23 protein-coding genes are annotated in these 26,493 nt (G+C 42.3%); 12 read left to right on the top strand and 11 right to left on the bottom strand.

The genetic code is table 11. The features are described 5' to 3' along the window. Nucleotides 1-17 precede the first annotated feature (17 nt). The 5 genes from ACYH0L_RS18320 to ACYH0L_RS18300 all read left to right on the top strand — a co-directional run bounded on the left by ACYH0L_RS18320 (nucleotide 18) and on the right by ACYH0L_RS18300 (nucleotide 4,249). Entirely contained in the window at nucleotides 18-1,157 is a 1,140-nt protein-coding gene (locus ACYH0L_RS18320; protein ID WP_256499169.1) for a glycerate kinase, read from the top strand. A gap of 93 nt (nucleotides 1,158-1,250) precedes the next feature. Continuing rightward, nucleotides 1,251-1,589 carry a zinc ribbon domain-containing protein YjdM gene (locus tag ACYH0L_RS18315; RefSeq protein ID WP_034323363.1) on the top strand — a complete coding sequence of 113 codons (339 nt, stop codon included), beginning with the start codon at nucleotides 1,251-1,253 and terminating at the stop codon, nucleotides 1,587-1,589. 329 nt (nucleotides 1,590-1,918) lie between these two features. Continuing rightward, nucleotides 1,919-2,848 carry an ABC transporter ATP-binding protein gene (locus tag ACYH0L_RS18310; protein WP_099727251.1) on the top strand — a complete coding sequence of 310 codons (930 nt, stop codon included), beginning with the start codon at nucleotides 1,919-1,921 and terminating at the stop codon, nucleotides 2,846-2,848. Next, the gene (locus ACYH0L_RS18305; protein ID WP_249705677.1) at nucleotides 2,845-3,795 is read left to right on the top strand and encodes an ABC transporter permease; all 951 of its coding nucleotides are present in this window, start codon (nucleotides 2,845-2,847) and stop codon (nucleotides 3,793-3,795) included. The genes ACYH0L_RS18310 and ACYH0L_RS18305 overlap by 4 nt, the downstream gene beginning before the upstream one ends. A gap of 25 nt (nucleotides 3,796-3,820) precedes the next feature. Further along, on the top strand, nucleotides 3,821-4,249 hold the full coding sequence (locus ACYH0L_RS18300; RefSeq protein WP_249705676.1) for a DUF4064 domain-containing protein: 429 nt from the start codon (nucleotides 3,821-3,823) through the stop codon (nucleotides 4,247-4,249). A 44-nt stretch (nucleotides 4,250-4,293) separates the two neighbouring features. Here ACYH0L_RS18300 and ACYH0L_RS18295 read toward each other — a convergent pair whose 3' ends face one another. The 7 genes from ACYH0L_RS18295 to ACYH0L_RS18265 form a co-directional block, all read right to left on the bottom strand. Continuing rightward, nucleotides 4,294-5,622 carry a CitMHS family transporter gene (locus ACYH0L_RS18295; protein WP_249705675.1) on the bottom strand — a complete coding sequence of 443 codons (1,329 nt, stop codon included), beginning with the start codon at nucleotides 5,620-5,622 and terminating at the stop codon, nucleotides 4,294-4,296. A 294-nt stretch (nucleotides 5,623-5,916) separates the two neighbouring features. Beyond that, nucleotides 5,917-7,983, bottom strand: coding sequence for a beta-galactosidase (locus tag ACYH0L_RS18290; protein WP_230031371.1), 2,067 nt, complete (start codon nucleotides 7,981-7,983; stop codon nucleotides 5,917-5,919). A 23-nt stretch (nucleotides 7,984-8,006) separates the two neighbouring features. Then, entirely contained in the window at nucleotides 8,007-9,215 is a 1,209-nt protein-coding gene (locus ACYH0L_RS18285; protein WP_099727246.1) for a glycoside hydrolase family 53 protein, read from the bottom strand. 11 nt (nucleotides 9,216-9,226) lie between these two features. Then, nucleotides 9,227-10,069 carry a sugar ABC transporter permease gene (locus ACYH0L_RS18280; protein ID WP_249705672.1) on the bottom strand — a complete coding sequence of 281 codons (843 nt, stop codon included), beginning with the start codon at nucleotides 10,067-10,069 and terminating at the stop codon, nucleotides 9,227-9,229. A 1-nt stretch (nucleotide 10,070) separates the two neighbouring features. Next, complete coding sequence (locus ACYH0L_RS18275) at nucleotides 10,071-11,309, bottom strand: carbohydrate ABC transporter permease (protein ID WP_099727244.1); 1,239 nt, start codon at nucleotides 11,307-11,309, stop codon at nucleotides 10,071-10,073. A gap of 146 nt (nucleotides 11,310-11,455) precedes the next feature. After that, entirely contained in the window at nucleotides 11,456-12,721 is a 1,266-nt protein-coding gene (gene ganS, locus ACYH0L_RS18270; protein ID WP_482354220.1) for a galactooligosaccharide ABC transporter substrate-binding protein GanS, read from the bottom strand. A gap of 172 nt (nucleotides 12,722-12,893) precedes the next feature. Then, a complete protein-coding gene (locus tag ACYH0L_RS18265) occupies nucleotides 12,894-13,889 on the bottom strand; it encodes a LacI family DNA-binding transcriptional regulator (protein ID WP_482354219.1) in 996 nt (331 codons plus the stop codon). 172 nt (nucleotides 13,890-14,061) lie between these two features. On the opposite strand from ACYH0L_RS18265, the gene ACYH0L_RS18260 reads away from it, so the two are divergent. Beyond that, nucleotides 14,062-14,961, top strand: coding sequence for a LysR family transcriptional regulator (locus ACYH0L_RS18260; protein WP_099727241.1), 900 nt, complete (start codon nucleotides 14,062-14,064; stop codon nucleotides 14,959-14,961). A 15-nt stretch (nucleotides 14,962-14,976) separates the two neighbouring features. Here the strand turns inward: ACYH0L_RS18260 and ACYH0L_RS18255 are convergent, their stop codons facing one another. The 3 genes from ACYH0L_RS18255 to ACYH0L_RS18245 all read right to left on the bottom strand — a co-directional run bounded on the left by ACYH0L_RS18255 (nucleotide 14,977) and on the right by ACYH0L_RS18245 (nucleotide 18,670). Further along, nucleotides 14,977-16,653, bottom strand: coding sequence for a hypothetical protein (locus tag ACYH0L_RS18255; RefSeq protein WP_482354218.1), 1,677 nt, complete (start codon nucleotides 16,651-16,653; stop codon nucleotides 14,977-14,979). 82 nt (nucleotides 16,654-16,735) lie between these two features. Next, nucleotides 16,736-17,146 carry a hypothetical protein gene (locus ACYH0L_RS18250; RefSeq protein WP_482354217.1) on the bottom strand — a complete coding sequence of 137 codons (411 nt, stop codon included), beginning with the start codon at nucleotides 17,144-17,146 and terminating at the stop codon, nucleotides 16,736-16,738. Nucleotides 17,147-17,158: 12 nt separating this feature from the next. After that, complete coding sequence (locus ACYH0L_RS18245) at nucleotides 17,159-18,670, bottom strand: lipase family protein (protein ID WP_482354216.1); 1,512 nt, start codon at nucleotides 18,668-18,670, stop codon at nucleotides 17,159-17,161. An 84-nt stretch (nucleotides 18,671-18,754) separates the two neighbouring features. Here ACYH0L_RS18245 and ACYH0L_RS18240 point away from each other — a divergent pair, with 84 nt between their 5' ends. Continuing rightward, complete coding sequence (locus ACYH0L_RS18240; RefSeq protein WP_230031365.1) at nucleotides 18,755-19,252, top strand: DUF1433 domain-containing protein; 498 nt, start codon at nucleotides 18,755-18,757, stop codon at nucleotides 19,250-19,252. A gap of 117 nt (nucleotides 19,253-19,369) precedes the next feature. Here the strand turns inward: ACYH0L_RS18240 and ACYH0L_RS18235 are convergent, their stop codons facing one another. Next, the gene (locus ACYH0L_RS18235) at nucleotides 19,370-20,722 is read right to left on the bottom strand and encodes an IS1182 family transposase (protein WP_099682813.1); all 1,353 of its coding nucleotides are present in this window, start codon (nucleotides 20,720-20,722) and stop codon (nucleotides 19,370-19,372) included. 162 nt (nucleotides 20,723-20,884) lie between these two features. Between ACYH0L_RS18235 and ACYH0L_RS18230 the strand changes: the two genes are divergently transcribed. The 5 genes from ACYH0L_RS18230 to ACYH0L_RS18210 all read left to right on the top strand — a co-directional run bounded on the left by ACYH0L_RS18230 (nucleotide 20,885) and on the right by ACYH0L_RS18210 (nucleotide 26,432). Next, a complete protein-coding gene (locus ACYH0L_RS18230) occupies nucleotides 20,885-21,367 on the top strand; it encodes a DUF1433 domain-containing protein (RefSeq protein ID WP_230031364.1) in 483 nt (160 codons plus the stop codon). A 97-nt stretch (nucleotides 21,368-21,464) separates the two neighbouring features. Then, nucleotides 21,465-22,400: a nucleoside hydrolase gene (locus ACYH0L_RS18225; protein WP_230031363.1), complete on the top strand. Its 936-nt coding sequence runs from the start codon at nucleotides 21,465-21,467 to the stop codon at nucleotides 22,398-22,400. Nucleotides 22,401-22,491: 91 nt separating this feature from the next. Continuing rightward, nucleotides 22,492-23,349: a MurR/RpiR family transcriptional regulator gene (locus ACYH0L_RS18220; protein ID WP_482354215.1), complete on the top strand. Its 858-nt coding sequence runs from the start codon at nucleotides 22,492-22,494 to the stop codon at nucleotides 23,347-23,349. Between the two features lie 185 nt (nucleotides 23,350-23,534). Next, complete coding sequence (gene gntK, locus ACYH0L_RS18215) at nucleotides 23,535-25,079, top strand: gluconokinase (protein WP_482354214.1); 1,545 nt, start codon at nucleotides 23,535-23,537, stop codon at nucleotides 25,077-25,079. 24 nt (nucleotides 25,080-25,103) lie between these two features. Then, nucleotides 25,104-26,432, top strand: a complete 1,329-nt coding sequence (locus tag ACYH0L_RS18210; protein WP_249705664.1) for a GntP family permease — start codon at nucleotides 25,104-25,106, stop codon at nucleotides 26,430-26,432. Nucleotides 26,433-26,493 lie beyond the last annotated feature (61 nt).

The following is a 26,493-nucleotide window of genomic DNA, read 5'->3' as shown; positions in this document are numbered from 1 at the left end:
AAACGAGGGGTTTTTGGATGAAAATTGTGATCGCACCAGATTCATTTAAAGAAAGTTTATCTGCTTATGAGACGGCCTGTGCCATTGAGCGAGGGTTTCGTTCTATTTTGCCAACCGCAGAATATCTCAAACTTCCAATGGCAGATGGAGGAGAGGGTACGGTTCAATCGTTGGTTGATGCGACAGGTGGGCATATTGTCAATCAAGTGGTTACGGGTCCGCTTGGCGAACCTGTGGATGCCTTTTTTGGCATGTTGGGGGATGGTCAGACCGCTGTCATAGAGATGGCCGCAGCCTCTGGGTTACATCTGGTCCCGCCAGAAAAGCGGAATCCGTTATTCACGACGTCGAGAGGAACAGGAGAATTAATGCTTGCGGCACTGGATAAGGGAGCGAATCATGTAATCATTGGGCTTGGCGGAAGTGCAACGAATGATGGCGGCGCTGGGATGATGCAAGGATTAGGTGCAGCTTTTCTCGATACAACAGGACAAGACCTCATGCCGGGCGGCGGGTCACTGAATCAATTAGCTACTATTGATCTATCTGGACTTGATCCAAGACTGCAATTCGTCCGGCTGGAGGCAGCTTGTGATGTGGATAATCCTTTAACGGGAGAGAGAGGGGCGTCTGCCGTATTCGGACCTCAAAAGGGAGCAGATGAAGAAATGGTTCAAGTGTTAGACAAGAACTTAGCTCATTTTGCACAAGTAGCAGAAAAGGAGTTTAATGTATCTATTGCTGATGCAGCCGGTGCAGGAGCAGCAGGAGGACTTGGTGCGAGTTTATTAGGCTTTTTACAGGCTGATCTTCAAACAGGAATCGATATTGTACTGAAGGCCGTTCATTTTAATGACGTCATCGAGGAGGCAGACCTCGTCATTACTGGGGAAGGCCGAATCGATCGGCAGACCATCTATGGAAAAACGCCGATCGGTGTAGCCAAAGCAGCCAAACAGTATGGTCTCCCTGTAATTGGCATTGCAGGATCACTCTCAGAAGACAGTACAGTCGTACATGATCATGGAATTGATGCCCTTTTTAGTATCGTTCCAGGTGTCATCTCTCTTTCTGATGCGATGCATGATGCGGCTCTTCACGTAGAGAGAACTGCGCGGAATATTGCGGCTGTGATGACATTTGGAAGAGAGAAGTAAATGCTGAAAAATGTTTCCTTTTCTATCACGTTCATTTCTATAGAAATGTGGTAAAATAGTGATAAATGAAATAGAAATTTGGAGGAAATACAAATGTCTAATCTACCGAATTGTCCTTCGTGCAGTTCATCCTATACTTACGAGGACGGCAGTCTGCTTATCTGCCCTGAATGTGCGCATGAATGGTCACTAGAACAAGAACAAGCGGCAGAGGAGCAGCTTGTTGTGAAAGATGCGAATGGGAATCTGTTAAGTGATGGCGACACAGTCACTGTCATTAAAGATTTAAAAGTGAAAGGTTCTTCTTCGGTTTTAAAAATAGGGACGAAGGTCAAAGGCATTCGTTTAGTTGAAGGCGATCATAACATTGATTGTAAAATTCCTAGCTTTGGCGCTATGAAGCTAAAGTCAGAGTTTGTGAAAAAGGTATAATGAATAAAAAGAGGCTGTCGAATAAGAGGCCTCTTTTTCGTTTCATTATTTATAGGTGAAAGGAATAATCTTAAACAGAACTCCATACATATATACCTGTTGAAAAAGGTTCATTTTTTAGAAAATCAAGCCTCTTTTCACATAAAAATCCTCAGTTTTCTTAACCCTACCTTAAAAAAGGCAGAGGATTCTCTAAATTTTGGCTAATTCCCTTCACAATTTTTGGGCATTGCTGTACCATATGGAAGTGTTCTTCTATTTTTGACGGATCATGGTGTTTATCAGGAAATAGATGATAGATGATACTTAGACAAAGAAGGAGAGGTAACGTGACGAACGTTTTAGAACTGCATAATGTATCTAGGCATATTCGCGGGAAAAAGATTGTTCAAGACTTGAGCTTTTCTGTCCAAGCGGGAGAAGTCTTTGGCTTCTTAGGACCGAATGGCGCGGGGAAAACAACAACCATTCGCATGATGGTCGGTCTTTCTCCGATTACATCTGGTGACATTCAGATTAATGGACATAGTATTCAAACCTCATATCAGCATGCCATCCAAGATGTCGGTGCGATTATTGAAAATCCAGAAATGTATAATCATTTAACGGCAAGGCAAAACCTTGTTCATTTTGCCAGAATGAATGGAAAAGTGGATGAAGGTCGAATTGATGAACTGCTAGAACTAGTTAGTTTGCAGCATGTGAAACATAAGCGTGTCGGTACGTTTTCATTAGGAATGAAGCAGCGTTTGGGTATTGCTCAGGCATTGATACATAAACCGAAACTGCTAATCTTAGATGAGCCGACCAATGGACTAGATCCAGAGGGAATTCGAATGATACGAGATTACTTGAGAAGGCTGGCAAAGGAAGAAGGTCTTGCTGTCATCGTTTCTAGTCATCTCATGTCAGAAATGGAATTGATGTGTGATCGTTTCGCCATTATCCAAAAAGGAAAGCTGATTGCGATTGAGGATCAGCGTGCGGAGACGAAGCAGGATGATTTGGTCAATTATCGAATGAAAGTAGCATCAAGTGAGCTAGAAGAAGCTCAAAAGCTCATTGAGGCATGCGAGGAAGGCATCACGGTTAGAGAAGAGGAGCAGTACTTATTCTTCTCCATCCTAGAAGAGAAAATGCCGGAATTGATTCGTCATTTGAGCGGTGCGTCTATTCATTTGTACGAAATCAAAATAGAAAAACAAACCTTAGAAGATAAGTTCTTAAGCTTAACAGGTAAAAAGGAGGCAGACGTATGATTCGCCTCATTCAAAACGAGTGGATGAAAATCAGTTATCGTGTTGGTACTTGGATTATGGTTGGGCTTCTTGTGTTAGGCATGATTGCGACGTTGATCTTTGCAGTTAAGACAAATGACGATGAACAAACGTCAAGTGATTGGAAATCCGAGCTGCGAATGATCAATAAAGAAAAGAAGCAAGAATTGAAAGAGAATGATTTAGCATTTTATAAGAGATCCCTTGAAAATGATATAGCGATCAATGAGTATCGAATCAAACATGATTTGCCTCCAGCCGATCAATTCGGTAAAAATGCATGGACTTATGTGAAGATCAATGCTGATTTGCTTCAGCTGGTCGGTGTATTTGTGATTATTATTGCAGCCACGATTGTCTCGGCTGAATATAAGCATGGTACAATTAAATTATTATTGATTCGTCCGCCATCCAGGTTGAAGGTTCTTTTATCTAAATACTTTACCGTTCAACTATATTCACTTTTCCTGATCGCTGTCCTGTTTATCTTATCCTTTATCTTAGGTGCGATATTCTTTGGACTAAACAATGATTATGTGTATTTGGCTTATCAAAATGGTGAAGTCATTGAACGGTCTCAGTTTGCAAATATGGTCTCTTATTATTTGGCGCATTGTGCTATGTTTGTTGTATTAGGGACACTTTCTTTTGCCATCTCAACGGTGTTTAGAAGCGAGGCCATTTCCATTGCGATTAGTGTATTAGCCTATATTGTGGGAGCATCCATCACAGGCATTTTGATGTTCTTCTTTGATTGGGCGAAATACTTATTGTTTGCCAACGATCCTGCACAATATTTCGCAGACACACCTACTTTTATCGAAGACATGTCCCTAGGATTCTCATTAACGGTCCTAGTCATTTATTGGGCCATCTTCTTGGTGGTTGCTTTAATCGTCTTCCAAAAGCGAGAAGTAAAAACAGGTTAATTTAACTTTTTAGGAGGTTTCTATAATGATTAAGCGTAAAGGTGAAAAAATTATGGGGATTATCAGTATTGTCCTCAACGTAATTGGTGTTGGTTTTGGGGCGTTGATGCTCTCTGTAGATCCAGCAGTTTATGAAGAAATGAATGAAGTGTTAAAAGAGGAAGGCAGTGCATTGCCAGTTGAAACACTTGAGGCTTCGGTTCATGCCTTTGGTGTTCAGTTTATGGTTGTTTCCGCAATTGCGGCTGTCTTAACACTTGTTGGTGTGATTGTCTTGAAAACAGACCGACGTGCCGTGCTTTCTGGTATTCTTTTCTTGGTTTCGGCTGTGACTCTTTTAATTGGAACCGTTGGTCTTGCCTTCGTTCCGATGATCTTGTTGCTTATCGTTGGGTTGATGTCACTGATTAAAAAACCGAAAACAGAAGTGCACACAAGTGAATATCCTTCATAAATCAAAGAAAAAGACATGCGCCCATATGCGCATGTCTTTCTTTTTTATATGATGCCAATCAGCTTGGCGACGATGAGTAAAACGATACTGAATCCCCACATCCAAAAGAAGGAATAGCGGATATGTTTCCCCATGTCGACTCCTGCAAGACCTATGGCAAGCCAAACAGCAGGAGCAAGTGGACTGACAAAGGTTCCGATGATATTTCCAATCATCATGGCATATGCTGCTGAAGTGCCTGACACGCCAACCTCAGATGTAATCGATTCGACAATTGGCAGAAGTGCATAATAATAGGCATCTGTACTTGTCAGCATATCAAGCGGTACCCCAAACATCCCCACAATGATATGTAAAAATGGAAGCAGGAAAGCAGGTAGAATTTGAACGCTGTCAACAGCTATTGCTTTGAGCATTCCCGTCCCTTCTAGTATTCCTAGAAATGAACCTGCAGAGAAGATGACAGCAGCCATCATCAGCGCACTAGGTGCATGAGCCTTGATTCTTTCCATTTGTACATTCACAATCGGATAGTTAATCAACAGCGCAAGAGAAAGTCCAATCATAAACATATAACTGGCTGGAATCACACTCAGCACAAGAAGGACAACAACAGCCAAAAACAGGATGAAATTCACCCAGATGAGGTGATAACGTTTTAAAGAGGCGTCGCCTGTTTCGCTGATAGATTGAATAGCCTGGTCCCAATCAGCGCCTTCTAGTTGGACAGCGGCTACTTCGTTTGCAGCAATTTTCACCCTAATACGTTTCTCTTCTCTTTTCCCTAAGATGAACGCCATCCCCAACACGAGAACGACTCCGATGAGCTGAATTGGTATGAGCGGGACCCATAGCTCTGATGGATCGATATTCAAGACACTTGCTGCTCGTCCGGTCGGTCCAGCCCATGGCACCATGTTGGTTAAGCCGGCACTCGTCCCGATTAATAACAGCAGTAAGTAAGGACTCATATGTAATTTTTTATAAAGCGGAAGCAGTGCAGGTACAGTTAATAAAAAGGTCGTAGCTCCTGCTCCATCTAAGTGTGCGATGACCCCAATCAAAGCAGTTCCCATCGCAACCGTGACAACATTTCCTTTTGTCAGCTTAATTAAAGCTTTAATTACAGGTTCAAAGAACCCTGTATCTTGTAAAATGCCAAAAAATAAAATGGCGAAGATAAACATGGTCGCCACTGGCAATACTTTGATAATCCCTTCTTCAAAAAAGGTTTGAATGTCATTGATACCAAATCCCGCAATGAGCGCCCCTATCAAAGGTACCATGACCATGGCGACAATTGGACTTGCTTTCCCCCAAATCAGCAATACAACAATCGTTAAAATAATCAACAATCCAACAAACGTTAACATAAGCCCCTCCCCCTACAATAAACCGTTGACATTTATTTGCTCTTTTTAACACAATACAGTCCCACAGCTGCATTGAAAAAAAGAGTATCAAAAATATGAGTGTTAGGCAACCGCTTTCATACCTATACAATGGCAAAAAAGGATGGCAAATCCAGTCAGGGCGCTGTGTCAAACATGTCAAAAAATTTAGATAAAAAATAACACTTCGAGTGCATATCTACAATTAAAAAAATATATAGGTATTTAGAATTATTAAAATCAAAAAGCGTCCAATGAATGGACGCATCTTTCAATCTATTTTTTCAAGATGATGTATTCGTAAGGATCAAGTTGAAACTGTTCGGGCACATGCTGTCCAGTCAGCATATTTTCATAGCCTTCCATTGAATCTAGTGAGATGCCCTGCTGCTGTTCTGTAAAATTCATCATAAACACAAAGTCCTGAGTGCCATCTGTTCTCTTTTGTACACTGACTCCCTCTGGCATCGCAGAAGATAGGACAGGCTGTATGCCAGTGCCTGCAATGAGATCCTCGTAAAACTCATCATAAAAAGCCTGCTCATTTTCGGAAGCCATATAGTACGCTTTCCCATTTCCAAATGGACGGACAGTAAGCGCTGGCTGTCCTTCATAGCAGCCATTCTCAAAATGCCCTAACACAGAGGCCGTTTCAGGATGAATGGATTCGCAATATTGGCCGACATGGTAGGTGCGTCCATTCCCTGTGGTCATTAAGACGTGTTCATCTGGCATCAATGTGTTGATTTCTTCTGCCCAAATGCCAAGTACATGGCGGAGAGGGCCCGGGAAACCGCCGAGGAAACAGAGATCGTTTTCGTCAACCATACCGCTCCAGTATGTCGCGACAAAAATGCCGCCCTCTTTGACAAAGGCTTCAATCTTTTCTGCGACGCCTGGTTTGATCATGTAGAGCATTGGAGCTACCAGCACTCGATAGGATGAGAAATCCTTTTCCATTCCGACAATGTCAACAGGGATGCCCTTTTTCCAAAAGCTGCGATAGTGAGTTTGACAAGCCTCCACATAGCGTTTGTTTGCATTATTTAAGGCTTGAGCATCATCAATCGCCCAGTGATTTTCCCAATCGTATATGATCGCGACCTCAGGTTGAACGGATGTGCCCGCAATCGCCTGCAGCTGCTCTAGTTGTTTCCCTAGATCAGCCACCTCTTGAAACACACGCGTATGTTCATGCCCTGAATGGTCAACAACTGCACCGTGGAATTTCTCAGAGGCGCCTCGTCCTTGTCTCCACTGGAAATACAGCACGGAGTCTGATCCGTGGGCGATCGCCTGCATGGCAGAGAGGTGTGCCATTCCTTTATGTTTGACTTTATTCACATCATGCCAGTTCACGAGGCTCGGTGTGCTTTCCATCACGAGAAACGGCTGTCCGTCCTTTAATGAACGATACAAATCGTGAACGAAGGCGACGTTTGACGCTAATTCGGCAGTTGTTTCTCTGCCGCTATGCCATGCAGGGTAACTATCCCATGAGATCACGTCGACTTCTTTTGCAAATTGATGATAATCGAGCCCAAGGAATGGACGCATATGCGGATAGTCGCCCATAAAGTTGGTGGTCACTGGGATATGAGGCGTCAATTCTCGCAGCGGCTCAATCTCATTTTGATAAAAATTGATTGTTTGAGCTGTGACAAAGCGCTTCCAATCTAGGTTCATGCCGTGAATCATGTGCTCCCCATGCGGTGCAGGTGACTCAATTTGTGCCCAATCACTATAGGTGTGGCTCCAAAATCCCGTCCACCATGCTTGATTCAATGCATCAAGGTCATGGTTGTATTTGTCTTTCAGGTAATGTCGGAATGCCTCCTGGCAAAGATCGCAATGGCATTCGCCGCCGTACTCATTCGAAATGTGCCACATGATCAGTGCTGGATGATCCTTGTAGCGTTCAGCAAGCAGCCGGTTGAGTGTATTTGTTTTTTCTCGATAAACCGGTGAGGTGAAGCAATGATTATGCCGAAGCCCGTGTAAGTTACGCTGGCGGTTCGCTTCGACGCGTAATACTTCTGGATATGTTTGTGAGAGCCAAGCAGGCCTTGCCCCGCTTGGCGTTGCGAGAATGGCGTGAGCCCCCTGCGCTGTCAAGCGGTCCATGATGTCATCCAGCCATGCAAAGTCATATTGACCTTCTTCTGGCTCTAGCTTACTCCATGAAAAAATGTTGATGGAGAATGTTTGACAGTGTGCAAGCTTCATTAATCGAAAATCTTCGTCAATGATCTCTGGCATATGGAGCCATTGATCTGGATTATAATCACCACCATGCAAAAAGCCTTTCACATTTGGGTGAACGAGCGGGTAACGCTTTCCCATTTTGTCACGTCCTATCCTTTTAATTACGGTGTCATTTGTTTAAATACATCGAGAGAAGGCAGTGCTTTTCCGTTGAAATCAAACATGGCTTGATTTTCCCAAGCATTTCCGACCGTACCGGTTGTTTGGATATAAGCCAGCCCGTATTGACTAGACCACGGCGCGCCTTTCGCTGGAATCCAAAGCGGCTCCCAATAAAAGAACCCTTTCCCGCGATTGTTTTTCACTTGTGAAATTCTTTCTGATACATCTCGTATAAAAGATGCCTGCCCTTGCGGTGAAGCTGGATACCCAGCTGTTTTGACGGAGTCTTGATTAAATGAGTTTTCTAAGTTGTCACCATTTGCTGTTGTAAACCCATAGGCGGTTTCCACCACAATGACGTCTTTGTTATAGCGCGCACTAATATCATTCATATTGGAGGAAAGGCCGCTGAATCCACCATCCCAATAAGGATAATAAGACAAACCGATCGTATCGAATGTGACGCCTCGTTTTGTGATTTCATCAAACCACCAGCGAGATGCGCCATTGTCTCCTCCATGTGCAAGATGAAGCATGACTTTCATGTTCGAATCGACAGAGCGAACAGCATTTGTGCCAGCCTTTAGCAAAGCAGCGAGCCGGTCAAATTCACCGCCGCCTTCACCCCAGCTTTTGCCGTTTGGCCACAGCATACCTGAGTTTAATTCATTCCCGACCTGTACCATATTCGGCAGAGCATTTTGCGCCCTCATCGCTTTTAGCACATCACTTGTGTAAGTGCCGACAGCCTTTTCTAAATCGCTTTGTGAGAGGGACGCCCAAGCCTTCGGTTTGAACTGTTTACCAGGATCGGTCCAGAAATCACTGTAGTGAAAATCAAGCAGCACTTTCATGTTTTGTGCTTTTGCTCGTTTCGATAGAGCGATGGCTGTGTTTAAATCATTTGTCCCGCCGTTATAGGCACGGCCTTGATTGTCGTATGGATGGTTCCACAGTCTGATGCGCACATAGTTGACGCCTTTGTCCTTTAATAGTTTAAGGGGATCAACCTGCTGTCCGTTCTGGTCGTAGTATCTGCCGCCGCTTCTCTCGACTTCTGCAAGCATCGAAATATCGGCCCCTTTGATGAAGTCCCCTTGCAGTCCATTAATCGGCTGAACAGAAACCGTGTCTGCTTTTGCTTCAGGCAGAATACCTAACCCCATGAGAAAGAAAACGACAACAGTGACGAGCATCCATTTTTTCATCAAATCTCTCCTTATCCTTTTGTCCCGCCTTGTGTGAGGCCGGATACAAATTGTTTTTGTAAAACAAGAAACAATAAAGCGACAGGAATTGCAATCAGTAAAGCCCCGGCTGCAAAGGTCGTGTAGCTGGCACCCATTTTGTCTGAAACGAGATTGTACAGACCGATTGGGAGCGTATACATTTCGGGTGATCGGACAATGACACTGGAGATGATGAAATCACCCAGTGGTCCTGTAAATGAGTTGATGGCGACAACGGCTAAAATTGGCTTGGCGAGCGGCATAATAATTTGGATGAAAATCCGGAAATGCCCTGCACCGTCCATTCTGGCTGATTCATCGAGATCCTTCGGAATCGCATCAAGATAGCCTTTCATTAAATACGTATTCATCGGAATTTGTCCGCCTGCATAAATCAAAATCAGTGCAAGGTGGCTGTTAATCAGTCCAAGCATTTGAGCCAGAACAAAAATCGCAATCAGCGCTGAAAATTGGGGAATCATTTGCAGCAGCAAAAAGAGCATCAGCCCATTTTTCCGTCCTTTGAAACGGAATCTGGAAAAGGCATAGCCTGTAAAGCTGACGAGAATCAGCGTTAAGATCATGGTGGCGATGCTGATCTTCATTGAGTTCCAATACCAATTTGCATAAAGTGCCCCTTGACCAAAGAACAGCTCGGTGAAGTGGCTGAACGTTGGGTTCTTCGGAAACATGCTTGTGCTCATGAGGCTGTTCCCAGGATTAAAGGAAGCACCGATCGTCCAAAGCAGTGGATATAGAATACAAGCGGAGGCAATGAAAAGGATAAAATAAGTGATAGTCAGGCGAATGAGTTTTTGTTGTTTTGATCCCATATCACATCATGTCCTCCTCTTTGAATGAATTCGTTCTCTTAAACTGCCAGAGTGCAATGGCAATGACAAAGATCGAAAGTAAGATCGTCACAGCGGCAGCCAGTGCGTATTGAGAGGACTGCATCGTTAGCTTATAAATCCAAGAAACCAATATGTCCGTACCCCCAGCTGTTGACCCAGCAACAGGCGGTCCTCCGCCATTAAATAAGTAGATGATATTAAAGTTGTTAAAGTTAAAGGTATATTGCGTGATTAATATAGGTGCAATTGAATAGAGGACAAGCGGTAATGTGATGGACCGGAATTTCTGAAAGAAGTTTGCTCCATCAATGGTCGCTGCCTCGTATAAATCTTCAGGAATGGCCTGCAAAACACCGGTTGTCATAATGAAAACAAAAGGAAATCCAAGCCAAGTCTGCATCGCAATGAGGGCAATTTTGCTCCAAAATGGATCTGTCAGCCACGGCTTTGGATCAATCCCAATCGATGCAAAAAGCGTATTGTTGATGGCACCAAACGTGTCGTTGAACAGTCCGGCAAACACCAAAATGGTCACAAACCCCGGAACAGCCCAAGGCAGAATCAAAATCGTTCTAAAAAACCGTTTCCCTTTTAAATCCTTCTGATTGAGCAGGACAGCTAGAAAGATGCCGACAGCACATTGAAGGGTCGAAGCAGCCAATGTCCATACAACGGTCCAGCCAAGTACATCAATGAATGTGTCTCTCCAAATATCGATCGAAAAGATATTTTGAAAGTTTTTGACCCCTACCCAATCAATGAGATTGGCAGGTGGCGAGTGGTATAAATCGTAGTTCGTAAAGGCAATCGCAAAGCTGAACATGATAGGAAAGACAACAGAAAATAGAAGTAAAAAGAAAGCAGGAGTGCTCATTAAGTAAGGAAAGCCTTGATCGATGAGCTGATGATATTGAGCTCGGATGGAATGAAGCGGAACCCCTTGATCACGTTTCTTTCCGTTCATAAATGCATCACGCATCATGAGCACGTAAAATCCGATACCAAATCCAGCTGTTAAAAGCGCAATAATCCCCTTTGCTAAAAGGAAGACAGAGTTGTCACGAGGCAGCATCGTACCAAGTGTGAACAATCCCCAAAAGCCAATATTGAATAAATCATAAAAGACAATCAGAAAAGAGACGCCGAACAGGAAAAAGAGTGCCCCTTTGCCATACTGTTTGTTGTATATTTGCCCCATCCCGGGTATAAGAGAGAACATTAGCGCCCGTCTCCGGTGTGTCTTTGGTTCCACTGTGTGTGTGCGGTCTAGTTCAAGGTTACCCGTCACGTCTAACACCTACTTCGTATGAAATTAGATGAAACAACGGGCAGCTTGATAGACGCAAGGCTACCCGTGTTCGATGTTTATTTTGAGTGATTCGCTTTGATTTGAGAGTCGATTTGTTTGACCGCATCATCAAATGCCTTTTTCACATCTGTACGGCCGGTCGCAATCAGCCCTAATGCGCTGTCAATCGGCTTCCACACCTCTGCCATTTCTGGATTGTTCGGTGTCAGCGTGGCATATTTCGTTTGTTTTGAAACAGCATTCGCATTTGCGTTTTCAGTAATGATTGGATCTTTCATCAGCTTTTTCACTGGTGGAATTTCCTCTGTTACTTCAAAGCGCTTCTTCGAATTTTTTTCGTTCGTGATAAACTCAACAAATTTCTCAGCAAGTTCTTTATTTTTAGAATAAGAGGAGACGTTGTAGCTCTTCACACCTAAGAAAGAGCTCATATGTTTTCCATTAGGGAGTGTTGGCAGTTCGGTCACGCCATAGTCAATACCAGCTTCTTTATATGGACCAAATGACCACGGACCAGAAATAAGAGCCGCTGCTTTTTTCTCTGTGAATAAGGAGTTGAGGACGTTGATACCTTGTTCACCAATGATGCCTTTCGGGAAAAGCCCTTCGCTAAAGAATTTCTGAATGTACTCTCCGCCTTCGATGGCGCCATCGTTATTCAGACCGATATCATTGACATCATAAGAGCCATCGCTTTTCTGTTTGAAAATATAGCCCCCTGATCCGCCTAACACACTTTGTGCGTAGTAAATTTCATCCCATTTCGCGACAAAACCGTATTTTCCGTCCTTTGTCAGCTTTTTCGAAAGATCATACCAGCCATCAAGTGTAGTTGGTGCCTTTTTCACAAGATCTTTGTTATAAAAAAGCACGGTGGTTTCAACAGATTTTGGCAGACCATACAGCTTGCCATTCACCGTTTGTGATTGAATAGATTCGTCTGTGAAGGAATCAATCACTTTTTGATCTGGTTTGATTTCCTGTAATAGCCCCTCCGTTACAGCTGATCCAATTTGATCGTGAGGCATCGTGATGACGTCTGGACCTGTTCCCGCTGCTCCATCAAGGCGGAGAGCTTCGATTTGGTCGGCATATGCTTTTTCGACAACTTTGATTTTCACATCATGTTGTTTTTCGAATTCTTTTACAGCGTCTTGAATCCCGTCAGCCTTTTTGACATCCTCCCACACTAGCAAGGTCTTTGTACCTGTAGATGCTGGCTGACTCCCGCTTGAATTGTCATCTCCCGGTCCGCATGCTGAAAGCAGAAGCACAGCAGTCCCAACGACTGCTGATAATGTCGCCCATTTTCTCTTTTTCATTGGTAATCCCCTCTCGTTCTTTTTTCACAGATAACAAGAAAACGCTTTCTTAATGTGAGAATATCAACTTAAGTAAAAAAAGTAAACATGTTTTATTAAATTTATTAAGTAAAATATTTTACTGGTTTAGAGAGAAAAGAAGCCCTCCACAGTGGGCGGGGCTTCTAGCTGTTTATATGGTGCTTTTCCGAAAGACAGGTTCTGAGGCAATCAGCACGGTTTTAGGTAATGTTCTGCCGTCAACCAGTCTTTCTAAAAGTAAATCGACCGCTGTCTCACAAAGTAAAGAGGTATGGATATGATAGGTTGTGAGCGGTGGTGAGACATATTGAGAGACGTGAATATTGTTGATACTAAAGACGCTGACGCGATTCGGCAGGGAAAATCCGCGCTCATTTAATGCTTGTAAACAGCCAATGGCAAGGGGATCACTTGCGACACAAAAGGCGGTGGGCAGATCATCACCGAGCTCGTCGATCGCCTTCATCATGAGCGAATAGCCCTCATCTACAGAGAAATGGTGACCGATATAGACCAATCGCTCATCCAGCTCATTGTTTGCCGACATGTACTCGCGGAAGGTCGTTTCACGAATATCTGGAATGCGCATATTTGTATTGAGATCAAGGTCTGTCCCGCCAATGAACCCGATCGATTTGTGCTGTTTTTCGATAAAGGAATCAATGATCTTTTCAACAATTCGTTTCAGGTTTGGTTTTACAGAATCAAAGCGGTCCTCATCTGGAGACGTATCAATAAAGACGATGTGATGTGTAATCGCATATAATTGGTCAAGCTCTGACTTTTTAAATCTTCCGATAGCAATGATCCCCTCTGTAGAAGGATCAATGGAGTGTAGACCATCAGTTGGATTGTAAGCGGTGACATTTAAACTCCGGGTATTAGTGAGTTCCTCAATGCCTAGACGAATGGATTTAAAATAAATATCTTCAAGCTCTTCCTTTTCGGTCATCCAATAGAGAAAGGCGATTTTTTTTAAGGAATGTTTGAATGTCTTTTTTTGATAGGATAAAGCCTCCGCGGCGGCGTATACTTTCTCGCGTGTTTGATCCGTGACAGAAAGGTTGGGATCTTGGTTCAGTACGCGAGACACAGTCGCAATCGATAATCCAGCTTTTTTAGCAATATCTTTTATTTTTGCTGCCAAATCAGCACCTCCTATAGAAAATATCTCCTCTCAGTATAGAGTCTTTAAAAAAATTAGTAAATATTTTTATTAAATTGTTTTCGTTTAGGTGGTTCTTTACGAGCTGGAAAGGAATTAGTAAGATATATGTAATGAAGGTGTTGGATTAAGATTTCTGATAGGAGAGGGACAGATGTATTATGATGCACTGAAGACATTTGTGACAGTCGTGGAGGAGAAAAACTTCACAAAAGCAGCCCAGAAGCTGCGGATTTCTCAGCCGAGTGTCAGTCTTCATATTAAGAACTTGGAGCAGGAATTCCAGACCGTTCTGCTCAATCGTTCGCCAAAGCAATTAACCGTTACACCAACTGGGGATATGTTATACCATCGTTCAAAACAAATCATTCGTTTATATGAACAGGCGAAGCAGGATATTTATGAGCATCATCATCTGGCAAGAGGGAAGCTGACGATTGGAGCGAGCTTCACGATTGGCGAGTACGTGCTGCCGCAAATATTGGCGGAGTTTCATCAGCTGTATCCGCATGTTGATATTGAGGTGGTCATTGATAATACAGAGGCAATCGCAAGACATGTCCGTTTGTTCCATGTCGATATCGGTCTCATTGAAGGACAGACAAATGATAAAGAACTCTCTGTGGAAACCTTTCTAGAGGATGAACTCTACATCGTTGCCCCATTAGACCATCCGTTTGCAAAGAAAAAGGATGTCACAATTGATCAATTGCAAAACGAAACCTGGATCACAAGAGAAGAGGGATCAGGTACAGGGGAATACTTACAGCACGTCCTGAAATCAAATGGACTGAAAGCGCGGACCTTTGTGACATTTAGCAGCAACCAAGCCATTAAAGAGGCTGTCATTCACGGGATGGGGCTGTCTGTTTTATCTAAATATGTACTCCAGCGAGGCAGCATTGGCGGGGAATTGGCTGTCATTTCTGTGAGGGGAATGGACTTTAAACGGAAATTTTCCTATGTCGAATCACCGATGACAGGCGGGAATAAAAATAAGGAATTGCTTGTTGAGTTGTTGAGGAAAGAGAGAAAAGACGCTTCTCCGCAGTAGGAGAAGCGTCTTTTTTTATAATCCTTTGATGTTTATTTCATCGACTGGAAGGAAGATTTCACCTGTATCTGTGTACTTAATGGTGACTTGATCCCCTTCTTTTAAGTAAATAATAAGAGGCTCTTTTTCAGATGACATGGTGTAGTTTTTCCCATCGTCTAGTAGGAAGGTGACGGTTGTGTAATCACCGGTCTTTTCTTTATACACACGTTTGACCTTGCCTATGGCATCTTTCTTTTCTTGCTTAGATGAGCTGTTGACCGTGCCGCCGCCCTTTTGAAGAGCTGTTTTATAGGCTCTCAGTGCTTCGTTTGGTGTTGAAGCGTACGCAGAGATTTCAGGGTTGGCCGCAGAGACAATAAAGTAGTTTTGCAGGAACCCATTTGAATCGAGAACAGGTGTGAGCCAGCTGGCTTCTCCATAGAAATTATAAAGAATCGGCATGCTCCCTTTCCATTTCTTCTCGATGAATCGTTTCTCAATAATTTGCAAAGCTCCTTGAGAATCCATGTAGGACTCTTCAAGATTCCCGGTGTAATACGTGGCCTTTCCTGTTCGGGCATTTGTCAGGGTATACCCGAGCATGGAATCAACGCCCTCTTTCGGACTTGTGAAATCGGTGAAGTAATACATCTCTCCTTTTGAATCAAACACTGGACTCACATTGGCTTCTGTCCCCTCGTCTGAAGGCAGCTTCACATCCGATTTTCCAAACATACTGTTCCAGAAACCGTGAACATAGTTTCCGAAATAACTGTTTTGCAGACTAATCGCCTCTGGTGAAACAGCACCATCGATAAAGGCAGGTACTTGATCTAAGGAGTATTTCTTCGTTGCACCAGTTTTGGCATCAACAACGACCACGCCTGACGCTTTAAAGCCGTTTCTGGCAGAGATGAAATCGCCATACGTTTGAATGTAATAAGGCTTGCCATCATCATTGATTTCCAGCTGAGTGTCTCCATAGAAAATTAAATCTGGATACTGGAGACGGATATGCCGCTCAATTTCTTTGTTGAAATAGGAGGAAGGTGTATAAACCATCTCTGTTTTCACAAACTTTGGATTAGCAGATGAGTCGGTCGCACTTAATGTAAAGTAACCTGGCGTACTGCCTGAACGAATCCATTTAAAGAAATCCGAGAATTCCACTGGCGCGATGTACACATACTCACCATTGACCTTCTGAATTTGCAAGCTGCCAAGCTCGTAGTAGCTTGTGTTTGGAACCTGTCCGAACGATTTCTTCATTTTATTGCGAGCAAATTGAGGCGGTACACTCGCAGGTGTTTCTGTCTCATCAAACGCTTTGATTTCCACTTTTTGCTCCATTTTGGAGACATCAAATTTCTCATTCGCATTGAATAGAAAAGCTGTCGCCATATAAACACCAAGCAGCAAAAGAATAAGGAACAACACGCCTTTGATCTTCCGCTCCAATCCGACTGACAAAAAGGCGCCTGCTGCTGTTACAACAAGTCCAATCAGCCATAGGGATGAAGGGTTACGGTCTAAATTGGTCATGTAATAGAAAACAAAAATACCGATCATGAACAGCAAAGCAAGGCCTGCAATCCACATAAGAGGAACCTGCTGTTCTGTCCCTTTCTTTCTAATAATCAACCTGAGCGGTGTGAGCAAAAGGGTCAATACAAGACCGATCACAACCGAAAATAACAAAATATATCCCACAAACAAATCTCCTTTCAAACAATCACTCTTTTAGTATATACGAGTGAGGCGGGGAAAAGATTCATCGGACTGAGAGGTTCTTCTAAATGCCAATCGAGTTGATGGCGGATTGAACATCTTCTTTCAGTTCGAAAAACGTGAGTCTTTGTTCGATTTTTTCTATTAATGCGTCAATGGCTTGACCTGACATATGCGTGTGAATTTGCTTTTTATGTTTATAGACTTTGATCAGAAGTTCATCAATCAGATCTAAAACTTCTCCCGCTTCTTTGCGGTCTTCTGCAAATTCATGTTGAAGCTGATGCCGGATGGCTCTGATTAGTGCTGTTTTCTGTTCTTCTTTGATCTTTGCTTTTAAAGCAGCCAGCTCTGCTGATGTCATATCTTCTGTATGAAAGTTTGTTTGAGAAAAGACGGAGCTTGATGTATGCGTATCTGTCATTCGTTGCAAAAAACGATCTGCATCTGTTGGTTGTTTCTTTGAAAATTCCATTCTTCGTTCTCCTTAAGAAATACCCATATTCTTTGCCAGGGCTGTATCTGCATCATGGTATTCTTTCCCTAGCTGGCTCATATCATCTGATATTGAGTCCAGCCACCTTTTTATATTCATCGCGCTATCAACCGCCGTATCATACTTTTTGACTGAATAGAACTCGTTCTCAAGTCCCTCCGTTTTTAAGTGACGAATCACATCATCCACATCTGAAGCCGTCAGCTGATCATACGAACCAAAGCCAACAATCTGTTTGTATCTCGAGCGTACCCGTTCCACAGATTGCTCCACTTTGTCATCGAGTTTCTCGATTTTGCGAATGATTTGCTGCATATTGTGCTCGGCAAGTGATGAGAATTGACGACCTGTGTTCATGAGAACATGCGACTTGATTAAAATCGCCACCACACTTTGCGGGTGAACATTCGACTGACTCAATTGATGTAACATGGCGGCAGAGAGAGAAGGGTTTTTTCTCAACATATCATCAATGGTTTCAACGGAGCCATCTGATGAAAATGCATACCGATCTAAGCCATGGCTGCCAGCGAGGGCTTCAAGAAACAAATTTGCATCCAGTGAAGGATTAACGCTCATTGCCCGATTGAGGAGATCTTTCATGATTTGGACGGCTTTAGAGGAGTCCTCGGAGTAATCGACGCCTTCAGGTAAAGCGGCATCATACATCACTTTCACTTGACCGATTTCTGTCGTATGTCGATTTAAAAGAGAAAGCCCGTCGTTTAGATTGATATATTCTGTTAATCTACTGCGGTAATCGCCTTTTAGTGCTCTGGCTTGTAAACCATCTGATAGATTTGGATAAATATTTGGATTCTCAAACGTCACGCCGCCTTTAATAAAGTCATTTTTCACAAGAACATAGGAAGCATTAGACCCGCCGAGTGAATGCCCTGTGACATACATCTTGGCATTCGGCATTTTCTTATGTATCTCTTTTGCATAACGATCTGCTTGAACCATTTGATTCTCTGCGCCGTGTTCAAAAGGGATATTTTTAATCAGATACTTTGTATCTGAAACCATCCAATCTTGAACAATTTCATTTGTATAGGTCGTTGTCCCTGTCGCCACCTTCGTCGTAACTTCCTTTGACGTCTGTGACTGACGAAAAGGAGGCAGCTTCGTCAAAATGGTAGAAAGAAGATCATCTGACTCTTTTTTTCCATGTTTTTTAATGGTATCTTTATATTGGCCTGCGCCAATCGGTTCTGAACCGCGGTAAGCGATGACTGCGTTTTTGATTTTGTGGAGGTCTCTTCCGCCATCGGAGCGATCAAAATCTTCTTCGGAAACGATAGTTAGTGCATTAAGACCTTTAGTTGTTTCTTTATAATCAACGACATACATTTTTCTACCATTTCCTATAACTATGTCGCTTGCTTTTTTGTAATAATCTATTTTGTAAGATGCATTCGAAATAAGATTATAGTCTTTGTCGTTAAGCTGAAAGTGGGATCTGTTTTTAGACAAAATTGTCACTCCTGTAATATTTATCATATAATATTATAAATTAAAGTATAATATATATCTATAAAAAGAACGGATCTATCAATTAAAATATTTAAAGGTGGATATTTCTTGATGAAAAACACATTGAAATTGGTATTAATTTTACTTACTATTGTTATCATTTTGGTAGTTGCACTTATACTACAACAAATTAATGAAAAAAAATCGAATGATTCAGGAGGTAAGATTACTGTGCAAGAAAAAAGCGATCAAGAAAAGGCAGAAGAATTCGCAGAAAAGATGAAACCAAAAATTGAAGAACGTTTACATGAAGAAGATATCTACAATTTTATAAAAACCATCACATTTGAAAAAGATGTAACCATAAGCCCTATGGGTTATATTACAGTTGATGGATATATAAATAATCAGCCTGAAAAATATCATTTCTCTGCATCATTGATATACAGATCTAATGAAATAGGGTCGATGAGCCACTCCCCTGATTTATCATATCGCTTTAAAGACTGGGATAAATATAAAGATGAGCCTGAAATAAAGGAAAACTATCTTAAAAGACTTTCTGAAAAAGAACGTGAACAGTATCTTAAGGATATTGGAGAAAAATAAAAAACAGGTAATCATCTACCTGTCAGATTGTAGAGAAACTCATGTTTTTCTACAATCTTTTTTATTTTTAACGTATGTATGAAGAATGAAATGTATTGAAAAAGGCCTCCCACACACCTAGCCTAGCTTCGCTAGGTGTGTGGCAATCTTCTTCATGTTCTGGCACGCAGCTGTGAGAAGAACTTGCTCACTCACATTCTGTTTTCCCCTCAACCGGCAGTAGCGAAGCCCGTGCAGTTGTTTTGAATCTGCAAAGCTTCGCTCTATTTTTTCTTTTCTTTTTTTATATAGCTCTTTTCCAGAGACAGATAGACGATTTTGTCTGATCTTTTCTTTATGCTCTTCCCACACGTGTCTTGAGATCACTTTTTGATGATTTTTAGATCTTGTACAGCTTTCAAGGAAAGGACACGATGCACATTTTTTAGGATCTGATTTGTAGAACCTATAACCTTTTCGATCAGTTGTCGTATATAAAAGCTTCTCACCATTTGGACATATGTAATGATCATGTTTAGAATCATACTGAAATTTCCACTTCTCAAATAATCCTCTTGTTGGATGAAAACGTCTATGGGCAATAACACCAAAAATATGTCGATCAGATAAACCTTTACAGATTGGTGTTGTTAAATAACCAGAATCAAGGGCAACAGCTTCTACTTGAAAACCAAATCGTGCGATTTGGAGATCCAATCGATCAAGATAGGGAACAGAATCATGGACATTACCGGGCGTGACATGGGCATCAGTGATGATATTGTATTTCATATCTGTTGTACGGTGGTCTAGATAGAAAAAGCCTTCAGGCTTATTTTCACGATAAAGATAGCCACTTTCAGGATCAGTCGTACTTTGGCGAATGTCTTTTTTCGTTTTCACCTCCTCTTTTTCCTTTAAGGGCTTTTTTCCGTGTACCTCTCGATCTTCTTGAACGGCTTCATCTAATTCTTTCATATAGTTCTGAGTATCTTGTTCGATCGTTTTTCTCGTATATTTATGTTTATTGGCATTCGCTTTTAGATGGGTTGAATCGGTAAAAAGGACACGACCTCCAACCATATCGTGATTGATGGCTTGTAGCACAATCTCATCAAAAATATCTTGAAAAATCGTTGTATCTTTAAATCGAGTACGACGATTCCAACTAATGGTGGAATGATGAGGAACGGGGTCATTAATATTCAAACCTAAAAACCATCTATACGCCATGTTATAGTAAATTTCTTTTTCAAGCTGTCTTTCTGAACGGATACCATACAGGTATCCGATAAACATCATTTTGAACAGAATGAGTGGATCAAGAGAAGGGCGACCTTTATTCTCACTATAATATGGTTTTACTTTGTCTATGATAAATGAAAAATCAATGTACTGATCAATTTTACGAAGCAGGTGATCCTCTTCGACCAGTTGATCTAGCAATACAAATTCGGCTTGGTGCTGAGAAGAATTTCTAGTGTGGAACATGAGAAAGACACCTTCCTTTAGTGGGTTTTTCTCTATTATAAAATGAGGAGATGTAAATTTTAAGGAAAAAAATAAAGCTGTCGAGATTTTCTCGACAGCCTGACAGGTAATCATCTACCTGTTTTTTTATTTTTCATTATTAAGAAGGTGGCAACGGTAGACATGAAAAACACAATAAAGCTTTTATCTGTATTGTTTGTAGTCATCCTTGTCGCAGTGACTTTGTTAATCGTTCAGGTTAACAAGCATAGCCAATCTAATAATGCGGTCAAGAGTGATCAAGCAAAAGCAGAAGGACTTGCAGAGAAGATGAAACCCAAGATTGAAGAGCACTTACACAAAAGAGATATTCATAACTTTATCAAAACCATAACGTTTGAAAAAGATGTGACCATCAATCCTATGGGGGATATTACAATAGATGGCTATATAAATAATGAACCGGAGAAGTACGGATTTTCAGCTTCTTTACAATATAGAGCTAAAAAAATAGGTTCAATGAGTTATGATCCTGAGTTGTCATATCGTTTTAAAGATTGGGATAAATTTAAAGATGAACCAGAATTAAAGGAAAACTATCTTAAGCGACTCTCTGAAAAAGAACGCGAACAATATCTGAAAGACATTGGAGAAAAAGGGAAATAACAAGTCGACAAAGCCGATTGATTCCCTAAATCAATTTCAAAAATAATATGCTATCATTCCCCTAACAACACTTTCAAATAAGGGAGAGTTTTCAAACATGGCAAATAAAAAGAAATTGATCTTGGATGTAGATACTGGAATTGATGATGCGATTGGTATTTTGCTTGCAGTGAAAAGTCAGCAGTTTGATATGTTGGGGATGACAACAGTGTGCGGGAATGTGTCTGTTGATGCGGCGACGTTGAATACGTGTAAAGTGCTTGAGCTGGTTGAGGCAGAGGAAATCCCTGTCATCAAAGGTGCAGCGACGCCTCTTTTGAGAGCCCCTCATTATGAACATCGGGTGCATGGGGAGGATGGAATTGGCGGTGCTTTAAAGGATGTCGAGCCTAAGAAGACCGCAGATGAAGGTTTTGCGCCTGATTTTATCATCGACCAAGTGATGCAGTATTCGCAGCAGGTCACGCTTGTGTTGACAGGACCTTTAACAAATTTAGCCCTTGCGGTGAAAAAATGCCCTGAGCTGATTCATCACGTCAAAGAAGTCATTTTTATGGGTGGTGTCGTGCAGGGACAGGGGAACGTCACACCGGTTGCGGAATTCAATACATATGCAGACCCAGAAGCGGCGAAATTGGTGCTTGAGGCTGGGTTCCCTTCATTGACTCAAGTTGGATTAGATGTCACAAGGCAGGTCTTGTTAACGGATGAAAAAATCGACGCCATTCAGAATGAAACTTTGGCGAGTTATATAAGAGAGAGTACAAGCATTTACCGCCAGCGCTATTTTGAGCGTAATGGTGTGTGGGCGTGTGCCATGCATGATCCGCTTGCTGTAAGTCTTGCCATTGACAAGCAGCACGTGAGCACACAGGCTTTTCATGTAGACGTGGAGACGAAGAGTGAGTTTTGTGATGGTCAGATGATATGTGATTTTCAGCATCAATGGGAGAAAGAGCGCAACGTCCAAGTATGTATGGATGTAGATGCTGAGGCTTTCTTTGAATTATTGATCCAAGTCATGAATTCTTAAAAAAGTAGTCTGTGCAAACAGGCTTCTTTTTTATAAGATGAGAACATGAGGAAATGTATGCGCTCACATTATCAGGAAGGAGTGAAGTCGATTGGCTTCTGTCAGTTTAAGTAGTATTGAAAAGATACGGGCAGCAAGCAGAGGATTGCCGCCAAAGTTGAAAGCAATTGCAGAACTTATTACGAGTGAACCCCGCGACATCATCCATTTGTCTATTGTAGAGCTTGCCAAAAAGACAGCGAGCTCAGAGGCAACGATTTTTCGTCTCTGTAAAAGGCTTGGATTTGAGGGCTATCAAGATTTGAAGATTGCTATTGCCCAGGAAATAGACCAAACAAAGCCTGATTATGTAGATGAAGAGATGAGTCTTGACGATGATACCGCTGTTTTTATGCAAAAGGTATTTCAGGCAAATATAACTGCATTAAAGGATAGTTTTCAATTGTTGAATCCAGAAGATGTAAAAAAAGCCATACAATTAATCCATGAAGCTGAGCGCTTAGAGTTTTATGGCAGCGGTGGGTCTGGTCTCATCGCCACAGATGCTTTTCACAAATTTATGAGGACAGGCATTAATTGTATTGTTCATACAGATTCTCACTTTCAAGCGATGTCAGCAGGTCTGCTTGATCAAAAGAGCACAGTGCTCGGTATATCTCATTCTGGTCGAAATAAAGATTTACTTGATGCGATGAAAACAGCCAAGGAAAAAGGAGCGAAAACCATTGGCATTACAAGCTACCAGCGCTCGCCATTGAGTCAGCTTGCAGATGTCACGTTGTATACATCAACGCAAGAAACGGCTTTCCGAACGGAAGCGATGTCCGCCAGGCTTGCTCAGCTTACTGTGATTGATGTTCTATACTTTGCACTTGCGCATTTAAGGCAGCAGGAAACATTAACAAATTTAAAGCAAATGAGAGAAATCATTTCTCAAAAAAGGGTGTAATGGTTTCAAAAATAAATTTTTCTATTAGTGAAAAATGCTGTTGTGGTAACGTTTCTGAGGTTTTAAATGAAAATTATTTTCTTTTTGATCGTTGAATGTCGAAAAAAATATTCCTATAATGGGATTTATCAGGTACACCGGCACCACGACATTTTATTTCAAATCAATGATTGGGCGTGATACAGATGAAGGGAAACCAGGCGGTAATTGGTTTGGATATTGGCACAACTAGTACAAAGGCTGTACTGTTTGGACCACAGGGGAAAGTGATAGCAAAGCATTCGGTTCCTTATGATCTCATTCAGCCCCAGCCAGCATGGGTTGAGCAGGATCCTGAACATATATTAGAAGCCGTCATTGCGAGTGTAAGAGGCGCATTGACGAAAGCAGCATTTAATGTAAAGAATCTCATAGGCGTCGGGATTAGTACGGCGATGCATTCCTTAATTGTGATGGATGAGGATGGAAATGCTTTAACGAACAGTATCATTTGGGCTGATAATAGAAGTACAGAACAAGCGAAACGAATCATTACAGACATGGATGGCTTTCAAATTTATAAAAGAACCGGTACACCGATCCATCCAATGTCACCGCTTTCAAAAATACGATGGATAAAGGAAGTGACGCCTGATGTCTTCAAGCAGGCAGCAAAATTTATTTCCATAAAAGAATATATTCTCTATCATTTCTTCGGTCAGTATGTGGTCGATTATTCAATCGCTTCAGCAACAGGACTGTTTCGTTTGGAAACGCTTCAATGGGACGAGGAGGCACTTCGCATTGCTGGAATTGAGGAAAATCAACTGTCTGAACTTGTCCCAACGACGCATCAGCTGAGAGGGCTTCAGCCAGAGATTGCGCTGCGAATGGGGATCGCGGAAGATACACCATTTGTCGTTGGTGCGAATGATGGTGTTCTAGCAAATCTAGGTGTTGGCGCCATTGGTAAAGGAGAGGTGGCTGTCACGATTGGGACAAGCGGTGCAGTCCGTACAGTCGTAGATAAGCCAATCACAGATGAGCAATCAAGAACGTTTTGCTATGCGCTGACGGACAAGCATTGGGTTGTCGGGGGACCGACCAATAATGGCGGAATCATGCTGAGATGGCTTAAGGATGAATTTGGTTCTTCAGAGGTGGAGGTTGCAAAGCGCCTTGGTGTGGACCCTTACGATCTCATGATTGATATTGCGGAAAAGGTGCCAGCTGGCTCAGAGGGACTGCTGTTTTTACCATTTTTAACAGGTGAACGTGCACCTTATTGGAATCCAAATGCGAGAGGCACTTTTTTTGGTATTGGCCTTCAGCATAAGCGGGAGCATTTTATTAGAGCCGTGTTAGAAGGCGTCATTATGAGTGTTTTCTCGATCGGTGTTGCATTAAGAGATTTAACTGGTTCAGCAAAGGATGTCCGGGCTTCGGGTGGTTTTGCCAGATCTCCGCTATGGCGGCAAATTTTAGCGGATACGATGGGCAGAGAAGTACTTGTTCCAGAAAGTTATGAGGCCTCGGCACTTGGGGCGGCTGTCCTCGCACTTCATAGTTTAGGTCAAATGGAAGAGATGGAAGAGGTTCAAGAGTGGATTCGGATATCTGCCCGTCATGAACCAAATATGAAGAACAATGAGACATACATAGAGCTGTTTTATTTATATGAGCGCCTCTATGACAAATTAAAGGATGAATTTGATGTCATTAGTGCGCTGCAATTAAAACAAAATCGTTAAACATCAGGGAAAAGGTGGGAGAACATGCTTTTATTCATCGTGATTGCGGCGATTGTCCTTTTACTCATTCTCATTACAGTCGCTAAGTTAAATCCGTTTGTGAGTTTAATTATTACCTCTATGCTTGTCGGCTTTGCCACAGGGATGGATTTGCAGGAAATCATTCAATCGATTAAAACGGGATTAGGAAATACTTTATCATTGCTGGCGATTGTTCTTGCGCTTGGAACCATGCTTGGGAAAATGATGGCTGAATCAGGTGGAGCTGAACGGATTGCTCAAACATTAATCGGCCGATTTGGGACGAAGAATGTACATTGGGCGATGATGTTCGTTGCCTTTATCGTGGGGATACCTGTGTTTTTCCAGGTCGGATTCGTTCTTCTCATTCCTTTACTTTTTACCATTGCGATTGAAACAGGCATATCGCTCGTGACGATTGGGATATCGTTAATCGCTGGATTGTCTGTTGTGCATGGTCTTGTGCCGCCTCATCCAGCTGCAATGGCAGCTGTGGGCATCTATCATGCCAACGTGGGGAAAACCATCTTCTTTTCCATTATTGTCGGTTTGCCGACAGCTATCATTGCTGGACCGCTATATGGAAAGTGGATTGGCAAACGGATACATAAGCCAGTTCCAGAGATGCTTAGAAAACAATTCACTGAACGAAATGAAGATCGAAAGCTTCCTGGCTTTGCGAATACGATGTTTACCATTTTGGTGCCGGTGATTCTCATGCTGCTTGCCACACTGGCGGATATTATTTTGCCAGAGGAAAGTATTTGGTTTCAGGTGTTCAAGTATATCGGAGATCCAATTACAGCCCTGCTGATTGCAACGGTGTATTCTTTCTTCAGCCTCGGCTTTATGCAAGGGATGAGCCGTGACCGGGTGCTTTCCTTTAGTAATGAGTGCTTAGGACCGATCGCTTCCATTCTGCTTGTCATTGGAGCAGGCGGGGCCTTCAATAATGTGCTCATCGATTCGGGTGTTGGTGATTATATTGCTGATTTAGCGAAACACTCGCCAATCTCACCGATTTTGCTTAGCTGGCTGATTGCTGCGGTCATTCGTGTGGCAACAGGATCTGCTACGGTATCCATGATGACAGCAGCTGGTATTGTAGCCCCAATTGCTGTATCCATGCCGGATGTGAGCAGAGAGCTTCTTGTGTTAGCAACAGGAGCGGGTTCGTTGATTTTGTCTCATGTCAATGACTCGGGTTTTTGGCTGATTAAAGAGTATTTTGGTATGACCATTAAAGAGACGTTTTTGACATGGACTGCTATGGAGACGATTATTTCCGTTAGTGCCATTGCATTTATTATGATCATTAATATGTTTATATAGCGAACGCAACAGCCTAGTTCTCCGGAATTGGGCTGTTTTTAGCTTGTTGCGATGCCACTTT

Source organism: Bacillus sp. MC1252 (genome assembly GCF_056838025.1).
The sequence above is the reverse complement of the archived record's forward strand: the minus strand, read 5'-3'. Positions and strand labels throughout refer to the sequence as shown.

Coding starts and splice junctions, on each gene's coding strand:
- ACYH0L_RS18275 (WP_099727244.1), bottom strand. CDS start 11,309: ATGTTCTCTCTTATACCCGGGATGGGGCAAATATACAACAAACAGTAT.
- ACYH0L_RS18225 (WP_230031363.1), top strand. CDS start 21,465: ATGGCAAATAAAAAGAAATTGATCTTGGATGTAGATACTGGAATTGAT.
- ACYH0L_RS18290 (WP_230031371.1), bottom strand. CDS start 7,983: ATGGGAAAGCGTTACCCGCTCGTTCACCCAAATGTGAAAGGCTTTTTG.
- ganS (WP_482354220.1), bottom strand. CDS start 12,721: ATGAAAAAGAGAAAATGGGCGACATTATCAGCAGTCGTTGGGACTGCT.
- ACYH0L_RS18260 (WP_099727241.1), top strand. CDS start 14,062: ATGTATTATGATGCACTGAAGACATTTGTGACAGTCGTGGAGGAGAAA.
- ACYH0L_RS18285 (WP_099727246.1), bottom strand. CDS start 9,215: ATGAAAAAATGGATGCTCGTCACTGTTGTCGTTTTCTTTCTCATGGGG.
- ACYH0L_RS18295 (WP_249705675.1), bottom strand. CDS start 5,622: ATGTTAACGTTTGTTGGATTGTTGATTATTTTAACGATTGTTGTATTG.
- ACYH0L_RS18315 (WP_034323363.1), top strand. CDS start 1,251: ATGTCTAATCTACCGAATTGTCCTTCGTGCAGTTCATCCTATACTTAC.
- ACYH0L_RS18230 (WP_230031364.1), top strand. CDS start 20,885: ATGAAAAACACAATAAAGCTTTTATCTGTATTGTTTGTAGTCATCCTT.
- gntK (WP_482354214.1), top strand. CDS start 23,535: ATGAAGGGAAACCAGGCGGTAATTGGTTTGGATATTGGCACAACTAGT.
- ACYH0L_RS18245 (WP_482354216.1), bottom strand. CDS start 18,670: ATGATAAATATTACAGGAGTGACAATTTTGTCTAAAAACAGATCCCAC.
- ACYH0L_RS18240 (WP_230031365.1), top strand. CDS start 18,755: ATGAAAAACACATTGAAATTGGTATTAATTTTACTTACTATTGTTATC.
- ACYH0L_RS18280 (WP_249705672.1), bottom strand. CDS start 10,069: ATGGGATCAAAACAACAAAAACTCATTCGCCTGACTATCACTTATTTT.
- ACYH0L_RS18210 (WP_249705664.1), top strand. CDS start 25,104: ATGCTTTTATTCATCGTGATTGCGGCGATTGTCCTTTTACTCATTCTC.
- ACYH0L_RS18250 (WP_482354217.1), bottom strand. CDS start 17,146: ATGGAATTTTCAAAGAAACAACCAACAGATGCAGATCGTTTTTTGCAA.
- ACYH0L_RS18300 (WP_249705676.1), top strand. CDS start 3,821: ATGATTAAGCGTAAAGGTGAAAAAATTATGGGGATTATCAGTATTGTC.
- ACYH0L_RS18305 (WP_249705677.1), top strand. CDS start 2,845: ATGATTCGCCTCATTCAAAACGAGTGGATGAAAATCAGTTATCGTGTT.
- ACYH0L_RS18320 (WP_256499169.1), top strand. CDS start 18: ATGAAAATTGTGATCGCACCAGATTCATTTAAAGAAAGTTTATCTGCT.
- ACYH0L_RS18235 (WP_099682813.1), bottom strand. CDS start 20,722: ATGTTCCACACTAGAAATTCTTCTCAGCACCAAGCCGAATTTGTATTG.